Origin of the sequence: Mesorhizobium sp. M5C.F.Ca.IN.020.29.1.1 (assembly GCF_003997375.1) — a bacterium.
In the GTDB taxonomy this organism is placed as follows: Bacteria; Pseudomonadota; Alphaproteobacteria; order Rhizobiales; family Rhizobiaceae; genus Mesorhizobium; species Mesorhizobium wenxiniae.
This window is the reverse complement of the sequence record NZ_RZSW01000275.1, coordinates 1-7,993: the sequence shown is the minus strand read 5'-3', so window position 1 is coordinate 7,993 and position 7,993 is coordinate 1. Positions and strand designations below refer to the sequence as shown.

10 protein-coding genes and 1 pseudogene are annotated in these 7,993 nt (G+C 62.3%); 9 read left to right on the top strand and 2 right to left on the bottom strand.

The genetic code is table 11. From position 1 onward, the window contains the following. Positions 1–170 (top strand): SsrA-binding protein (locus EOA85_RS20905; RefSeq protein WP_206523336.1); only part of this gene is annotated, 170 nt, incomplete at its 5' end. A gap of 16 nt (positions 171–186) precedes the next feature. Next, positions 187–930 carry a GH25 family lysozyme gene (locus tag EOA85_RS20900; protein ID WP_127211007.1) on the top strand — a complete coding sequence of 248 codons (744 nt, stop codon included), beginning with the start codon at positions 187–189 and terminating at the stop codon, positions 928–930. Here the strand turns inward: EOA85_RS20900 and EOA85_RS20895 are convergent. Further along, entirely contained in the window at positions 821–1,561 is a 741-nt protein-coding gene (locus EOA85_RS20895) for a uracil-DNA glycosylase (RefSeq protein WP_245485906.1), read from the bottom strand. The two genes, EOA85_RS20900 and EOA85_RS20895, sit on opposite strands and share 110 nt — an antisense overlap. 11 nt (positions 1,562–1,572) lie before the next feature. Then, a complete protein-coding gene (locus tag EOA85_RS20890; RefSeq protein WP_029354483.1) occupies positions 1,573–2,154 on the bottom strand; it encodes an NYN domain-containing protein in 582 nt (193 codons plus the stop codon). 329 nt (positions 2,155–2,483) lie between these two features. Between EOA85_RS20890 and rpoZ the strand changes: the two genes are divergently transcribed. The 7 genes and pseudogenes from rpoZ (at position 2,484) to lepB (ending at position 7,920) form a co-directional block, all read left to right on the top strand. Then, complete coding sequence (gene rpoZ, locus EOA85_RS20885; RefSeq protein ID WP_029354482.1) at positions 2,484–2,885, top strand: DNA-directed RNA polymerase subunit omega; 402 nt, start codon at positions 2,484–2,486, stop codon at positions 2,883–2,885. A 111-nt stretch (positions 2,886–2,996) separates the two neighbouring features. Then, the gene (locus EOA85_RS20880; protein ID WP_065009812.1) at positions 2,997–5,225 is read left to right on the top strand and encodes a bifunctional (p)ppGpp synthetase/guanosine-3',5'-bis(diphosphate) 3'-pyrophosphohydrolase; all 2,229 of its coding nucleotides are present in this window, start codon (positions 2,997–2,999) and stop codon (positions 5,223–5,225) included. 32 nt (positions 5,226–5,257) lie between these two features. Continuing rightward, complete coding sequence (pyrE, locus tag EOA85_RS20875) at positions 5,258–5,836, top strand: orotate phosphoribosyltransferase (RefSeq protein WP_127211006.1); 579 nt, start codon at positions 5,258–5,260, stop codon at positions 5,834–5,836. A gap of 72 nt (positions 5,837–5,908) precedes the next feature. Next, a complete protein-coding gene (locus tag EOA85_RS20870; protein ID WP_127211005.1) occupies positions 5,909–6,289 on the top strand; it encodes a VOC family protein in 381 nt (126 codons plus the stop codon). Between the two features lie 256 nt (positions 6,290–6,545). Then, a pseudogene (locus EOA85_RS20865) lies at positions 6,546–6,635 on the top strand (DUF2062 domain-containing protein); the annotation flags it as partial. A 44-nt stretch (positions 6,636–6,679) separates the two neighbouring features. Further along, positions 6,680–7,093, top strand: coding sequence for a holo-ACP synthase (gene acpS, locus EOA85_RS20860; protein WP_029354476.1), 414 nt, complete (start codon positions 6,680–6,682; stop codon positions 7,091–7,093). 77 nt (positions 7,094–7,170) lie between these two features. After that, positions 7,171–7,920, top strand: coding sequence for a signal peptidase I (gene lepB, locus EOA85_RS20855; protein WP_065009855.1), 750 nt, complete (start codon positions 7,171–7,173; stop codon positions 7,918–7,920). The last annotated feature ends 73 nt before the right edge of the window (positions 7,921–7,993 follow it).

The following is a 7,993-nucleotide window of genomic DNA, read 5'->3' as shown; positions in this document are numbered from 1 at the left end:
ATCGCGAAGGCATGACGCTGGTGCCGCTAAAAATCTATTTCAACGACCAGGGCCGGGCCAAGCTGCTGCTTGCCGTTGGCCGCGGCAAGAAACTGCACGACAAGCGCGAAACCGAAAAGCAGCGCGACTGGTCGCGCGAGAAGGGCCGGCTGCTGAAGGAGCGTGGGTAGGCTGGGAGCCACTCTTTTGAAGGACCGGATCGTCCTTTGGGGCGCTGCCAGCCTGATCCTGGCGTGCCTCGTCGCGGCCGGCGGCTATTTCTACCTCCGTCCGTTTTCTCCGGATCGCGGCAAGTATCCGGTCAGGGGCATCGACGTTTCCCATCACCAGCGGCAGATCGACTGGCAGCGTGTTGCCGCCGACGATGTTGCCTTCGCCGTCATCAAGGCAACCGAGGGCGGCGACCACGTCGATGATGCCTTCGACGCCAATCTGCGCGAGGCCCGCGCGGCTGGTTTGGCAGTCGGTGCCTATCATTTCTTCACCTTCTGCAGGCCTGGCGCCGATCAGGCGAAGAATTTCATCTCCGTCGTGCCGCGCGATCAACCGCTGCTGCCGCCGGTGGTGGATATCGAATTCGTCGGCAATTGTCCGCGGCGGCCATCGCCCGAAGAATTGAATGTCGAACTCTCGGCTTTCCTCGGCCCTGTCGAGGCAGCTTTCGGCAAAACGGCGATCCTCTATGTGACCGACGAGGCCGCACGGGCCTACGCCGGCCAGATCGTCGGTCGCCCGCACTGGGTTCGTTCACTGGCGCTGTGGCCAGGTCATGACGACTGGATCTATTGGCAGTACCACGACAGCGGTCGCGTCGACGGCGTCAGCGGCGATGTCGATCTGAATGTCCTTCAGGGCGGGCAGGAGAAATTGGCCGAGCTGTTTGCGCCTCCGCCCGAATCCAGCTCTCGAGAAACGCCGCTATATCCCTGAAGACGTTGACAAACATCTCTTCGGTCAGGACGCCGGTGTTGGTGTTGTAGCGCGAGCAATGGTAGCTGGAGAACAGCGTGACGCCATTGGTTTGCTGCTGCCCGCCGTGCTTGAACGGATAAGCAGCAACACGTTGGCCGAGCGCCCGCACCGTCGACTGGTGCGCGATCGAGCCCAGCGCCAGTACGGCGCGCAGGTTCTTGAACCGCGCGATCGTCGGCACCAGGAACGTCCGGCAGGTGGCAATCTCGGCGCCGACCGGCTTGTTGTCCGGCGGCACGCAGCGCACCGCATTGGTGATCGCCGTGCCGACAAGCTCCAGCCCGTCATCGGGCCGCGCCTTGAATTGGCCGCGCGCAAAGCCGTGCGCGATCAGCGTGTTGTAGAGGAGGTCGCCGGCATAGTCGCCGGTAAAGGGACGTCCGGTGCGGTTTGCACCGCGCAGGCCCGGCGCCAGTCCGACGATCAGCAGCCGCACCGCATCCTCGCCCTCGGGCGGAAGGAAGGTCGGCACCGGCGCATTGAACCAGGACGGCTCGCGCTGCCGCCATTGCGCGATAAAATCGTGCAGCCGCGGGCAGAGCGGGCAGTCGCGATCGGGCTCGGGGGAGGCGACCAAGGGGGCGGTCAAGATCCCCGCCGTCAAAAATCGTCCTCGTCGACTTCAGCCGGCTCGGGCCGGCGCACCGGCCGCTCGGAGGGATCACGGCCGACTTCGTTCTTCAGCGTCATCAGATCGATGAAATGGTCGGCCTGGCGGCGCAGGTCGTCGGAGATCATCGGCGGCTGCGATGCCATGGTCGAGACGATCGACACCTTGCGCCCGCGCCGCTGCAGCGCCTCGACCAGTGTGCGGAAATCGCCGTCGCCGGAAAAGATGACATAATGGTCGACGACATCGGCAAGTTCCAACGCATCGACGGTCAATTCGATGTCCATATTGCCCTTAATCTTGCGGCGGCCGGTCGAGTCGGTGAATTCCTTGGCCGGCTTTGTTACTACCTTGAAACCGTTGTAATCGAGCCAGTCGATCAGCGGCCGGATCGAGGAGTATTCCTGATCCTCGACCAGCGCGGTGTAGTAGTATGCACGCAGCAGGTAGCCGCGTTTCTGGAAGCTCGACAAAAGCCTGCGGTAGTCGATATCGAAGCCGAGCGCGCGCGACGTGGCGTAAAGATTGGCACCGTCGATGAAAAGAGCGATTTTTTCACGAGGGTCGAACATGGAAATATTCCTTTTCGAAAATAAGCGGTCGTCTTAATGCGCGTGACTATCGGTCGGCTTGAAATAACCGGCTGACCTTCGTCATTCGAGATAACGCCGGTTTTACGGCAATCCAAGGGTATGATGCTGTATAGCAAGCAATTGTGATCGGTGCCGTATCGTCGCAGGCGGCGCCCCCAGACTCGCCTTGGCCCGGCCTTAGTCCGCCCCTGACCTGGCCCCGGACTTGGCCCCAGACCTGAGATTGCCAAAAAGCTTGTATTTTGGCGACGTCCGGGTTATGGACCGCACCTGTTTTCCATCAAATCCAGGCATGAAAGGGGCAGCTCATGGCCCGCGTAACCGTTGAAGATTGCATCGACAAGGTCGACAACCGCTTCGAGCTCGTGCTTCTGGCCGGCCATCGCGCCCGTCAGATCAGCCAGGGCGCGCAGATCACCGTCCCTCGTGACAACGACAAGAATCCGGTCATCGCGCTGCGCGAGATCGCCGAGGAGACATTGTCGCCCGACGACCTCAAGGAAGATCTGATCCACTCGCTGCAGAAGCATGTCGAGGTCGACGAGCCGGAAGCCGATGGCGAGGCGATCGCCGACCAGACCGGTACCGCCGCTGCGGCAACCGATGCCGACGACACCGAGGACAACATCACCTTCGACCGCATGACCGAGGAAGATCTCCTGGCCGGCATCGAAGGTCTGGTGCCGCCGGAAAAAAGCGACGACTATTGATCTTCGCAACGGCTGCCGACACTTTCGCGTCGGCGGTTTCGTGGTTATCTATGACATGCGCCGTACGCCAGTGCGGCGCATGATTCGTTTCAGCACTGCGAGATCCCGCCCATGATGCGTCAGTATGAGCTTGTCGAGCGCGTCCAGCGCTACAAGCCTGACGTCAACGAGGCGCTGCTCAACAAGGCCTATGTCTACGCCATGCAGAAGCATGGTCACCAGAAGCGCGCCTCCGGCGATCCCTATTTCTCGCATCCGCTCGAAGTCGCCGCCATCCTCACCGAAATGCACATGGATGAGGCGACCATCGCGGTTGCCCTGCTGCACGACACGATCGAGGACACCACGGCGACCAGGGCCGAGATCGACGAGCTGTTCGGTCCGGAAATGGGCAAGTTGGTCGAAGGCTTGACCAAGCTGAAGAAACTCGACCTCGTCTCCAAGAAGGCCGAGCAGGCGGAAAACCTGCGCAAGCTCTTGCTGGCGATCTCGGAAGACGTTCGCGTGCTGCTGGTCAAGCTCGCCGACCGCTTGCACAACATGCGCACTCTCGACCATGTGCCCGAAGCCAAGCGCCTGCGCATCGCCGAGGAAACGATGGATATCTATGCGCCGCTTGCCGGGCGCATGGGCATGCAAGGCATGCGCGAGGAGCTCGAGGAGATCGCCTTCCGCTTCATCAATCCGGAAGCCTACCGCGCCGTCACCGCGCGGCTCGCCGAAATCTTCGAACGCAACAAGGATGTGCTGTCCGAGATCGAAAGGGCGCTGTCCACGCTGTTCGAGAAATATGCGATCAAGGCCGAGGTCAAGAGCCGCCAGAAGAAGCCGTGGTCTGTGTTCCGCAAGATGGAGGCCAAGGCGCTGTCCTTTGAGCAGCTATCCGACATTTTCGGCTTTCGCGTCGTCGTCGATACCGTCGAGGACTGCTACCGGGCGCTCGGCGCCATCCACTCGACATGGTCGATGGTGCCAGGCCGCTTCAAGGACTACATCTCGACTCCGAAGCAGAACGACTACCGTTCGATCCACACCACCATCGTCGGACCGTCGCGCCAGCGCGTCGAGTTGCAGATCCGCACCTATCAGATGAACAAGATTGCCGAATATGGCGTTGCCGCGCATTCGATCTACAAGGACAGCGGCGGCAAGATGAACGGCACTGCCCACGCGATCTCGAAGGAGACCAACGCCTATGCCTGGCTGCGGCGCACCATCGAGCAGCTTGCCGAAGGCGATAATCCCGAGGACTTCCTCGAAAACACCAAGCTGGAACTGTTCCAGGACCAGGTGTTCTGCTTCACGCCCAAAGGCATGCTGATCGCGCTGCCGCGCGGCGCCACGCCGATCGACTTCGCCTACGCCGTGCACACCGATGTCGGCGACACCTGCGTCGGCGCCAAGGTCAACGGTCGCATCATGCCGCTGATGACCGAGCTGAAGAATGGCGATGAAGTCGAGATCATCCGCTCCAAAGCGCAGGTGCCCCCGGCGGCGTGGGAGTCGGTCGTCGTCACCGGCAAGGCGCGCTCGGCGATCCGCCGCGCCACCAAGAATGCGATCCGCAAGCAGTATTCGGGTCTCGGTATCCGCATACTGGAACGCGCCTTCGAACGATCCGGAAAGATCTTTACCAAGGAGAGCCTGAAGTCGGTGCTGCATCGGCTGGCGCGCAAAGACATCGAGGATGTGCTGGCCTCTGTCGGCCGCGGCGAACTTGCCTCCACCGATGTCATGAAGGCGGTGTTTCCCGACTACAAGGACGAGCGCGTCACGCTGGCCGCGCCCAAGCAGCGCGAGGAGGGCTGGTCGAAGATCCGCAACGCCGCCGGCATGCTGTTCCAGATTCCGGGCCGCGCGGCACGCAAGGACAAGGACCAGCCAAAGGACGGCGCCGTGCCGATCCGCGGCGTCCGCGGCGACCTGCCGGTGCGCTTCGCGCCGGAAGGTGCTGTCCCCGGCGACCGCATCGTCGGCATCGTGCAGCCGGGAACCGGCATCACCATCTATCCGATCCAGTCACCGGCGCTGCAGGCTTTCGACGACCAGCCCGAACGCTGGATCGACGTGCGCTGGGACATAGACGAGCGCACCAAGGAGCGGTTTCCGGCGCGAGTCTCGGTCACCGCCATCAACGCGCCGGGTTCACTGGCCGACATCGCGCAGGTCGTTGCATCCAACGACGCCAACATCCATACATTGTCGATGGTGCGCACCGCGCCCGATTTCACCGAAATGCTGATCGATCTCGAAGTCTGGGACCTGAAGCACCTGAACCGGCTGCTGTCGCAGCTCAAGGACAATTCGAGCGTCAGCGATGCGCGACGCGTGAACGGCTAGAAATCATCAGCGTGCTGGAGAACAAGGCAGAGATGAACACCGACGAAGTGCTGGGCATTTTCCGTGAAGCCGGTGCCGTTCTCGAAGGGCATTTCATCCTGACGTCGGGCTTGCGAAGCCCGGTCTTCCTGCAGAAGGCGCGGGTCTTCATGCATGCCGACAAGACCGAGCGCCTGTGCAAGGCGCTGGCCGAGAAGATCCGCGCTGCTGTGTCCGGCAGGATCGATTATGTCGTCGGTCCGGCGATCGGCGGGCTGATCCCGGCCTACGAGACCTCGCGCCATCTTGGCGCGCCGGCGATCTGGGTCGAGCGGGAAGGGGGCGAGTTCAGGCTCCGCCGCTTCGAGATCGCCAAGGGTTCGCGCGTCGTCATCGTCGAGGACATCGTCACCACCGGCCTGTCGATCCGCGAGACCGTTGACTGCCTGCGCGCGCTTGGCGCCGAGGTCGTTGCCGCTGCCTGCATCATCGACCGCTCGGCCGGCAAGACCGGTGTCGGCGTGCCGCTGATCGCGCTCGCCGAATACGAGGTTCCGGCCTACCCAGCCGACAGGCTGCCGCCCGAGCTCGCCGCCATACCGGCCATCAAACCTGGCAGCCGCAATATCTGATGGATCGCCCAAAAGTGCGCAGCGGTTTTGGGACAACGACATGCATAAAACAACGTTAACTGAGGCGCAGCCGTGATTGCAGGCATCGATCATTTCGTGCTGACGGTTCGCTCCGTCGAAGACACCTGCGCCTTCTATCAGCGCGTGCTCGGCTTCAGGCGCCTCGACGAGCCGGACCGGCCGACGGCGCTGCTGTTTGGAACGCAAAAGATCAATGTGCATGACGTCGGGCGTACCTTCGAGCCCAAGGCCAAGGCGCCGACTCCGGGCTCCGCAGATTTCTGCCTGGTCGCCGCTCGTCCGCTCTCGGAGATATGCGCCAGCCTGGCGGCCAACGGCGTTGGCGTTGAAGTCGGGCCGGTCGAGCGGATCGGCGCCCGTGGCCCGATGATGTCGGTCTATTTCCGCGACCCGGACGACAATCTCGTCGAGGTCAGCGAGTATGGGCCGTAGATAGCTGGTTGCTGCCAATTCTGCGGCGAACTCTCCTCCTCAAATCCGTCGCGATTACACTGTGTCCGGAGTGGCGAAACGCCGGTCCCGCAGGCGACAGCAGCGGACGGCATGCAGCTACGGTTGTTCTGCGGTCAGCGTATCGCTATATCAAGGTCGTTGTTGCCCTTCGACGGCCGCAAAGCGCAAAATGTAGCTGTCGCGCCCGGCCCGGGATGGTCGGAGCGGCAGCTTTGGATATCAGGACAGGAACAGAGTGCTTTTTCGACGCCGCAAGCCTGATGGTTTTCTCGAGCGGATGCGTATCTATCTGTGGCCACGCCGCTCTTTCTCGCGCCCGCTGCGTCTGGCGGACAGAGCTGGAACCGCCGGACGGGAAGTTCCCGCCGAATGATCATTGGCATCGGCAGCGACCTGATCGATATCAGACGCATCGAAAAATCGCTGGAGCGCCATGGCCAGCGCTTCATCCAGCGCATCTACACCGAGGTCGAACAGGCCCGTTCCGAAAACCGCGGCGCCCGCGCCGCCTCCTATGCCAAGCGCTTCGCCGCCAAGGAAGCCTGCGCCAAGGCGCTGGGCACCGGTATGGCGCAAGGGGTGTTCTGGCGCGACATGGGCGTCGTCAACCTGGCCAGCGGCAAGCCGACCATAGCGTTGACCGGCGGGGCGGCGGCGCAGCTGGACAAAATCCTGCCTGAAGGCCACAGAGCGGCGATCCACCTCACCATCACCGACGATTTTCCGCTTGCTCAAGCCTTTGTGATCATCGAGGCGTTGCCCGTCGAAGAAGCGCCATATTGATTGCATCTGACCACCGGCATGACGTTGCCCAGCGCGCGCCGAGACTCTATACCAACCAACGCATAATCGAGGACGACATGAGCGTGGCTGAAAAATCTCAGAAGAAATCCGGCGGGCTTGGCGAAACCGTCAGCGTCATCGTCCAGGCGCTTTTGCTCGCTCTGGTCATCCGCACGCTCCTTTTTCAGCCATTCTCTATCCCGTCAGGGTCGATGCGGCCGACCTTGCTCGAAGGCGACTACCTCTTCGTCACCAAGTGGTCCTATGGCTTCTCGCGCTATTCGCTGCCGTTCGGGCCGGACCTCTTTTCGGGCCGCATCTGGGGCGCCGAGCCGAAGCGCGGCGACGTGGCGGTGTTCAAGTTCCCGCCGGACCCCTCCGTCGACTACATCAAGCGCGTCGTCGGCCTGCCGGGTGACAAGATCCAGGTCAAGGATGGCCAGCTGTTCATCAACGGCGTCGGCGTGCCGCGCCAGAAGGTCGGGCAGATCGACAATCGCGACATCACCGAGAAGAGCGGGCCGGTCGACGTCTATCGCGAGACATTGCCGAACGGTGTCAGCTATGACACGCTCGACCTGATACCCAACTCGATCGGTGACAACACCCAGGAATTCGACGTGCCGCCCGGCCACTATTTCATGATGGGCGATAACAGAGACAATTCCTCGGACAGCCGCTTCACCGTCGGTTTCGTGCCCGACGACAATCTCGTTGGCCGCGCCAACCTCATCTTCTTCTCGATTGGTGGCAGCGCCAGTCCGCTCGAAATCTGGAAATGGCCGTCGCTGATGCGCGCGTCGCGCCTGCTCCATTTCGTCAATTAGGATCATGGCGGCGACAAAACGGCTGACCATCGACGCGCTCGCCGAAGCGCTCATGCAGCGCACCGGCCACGCC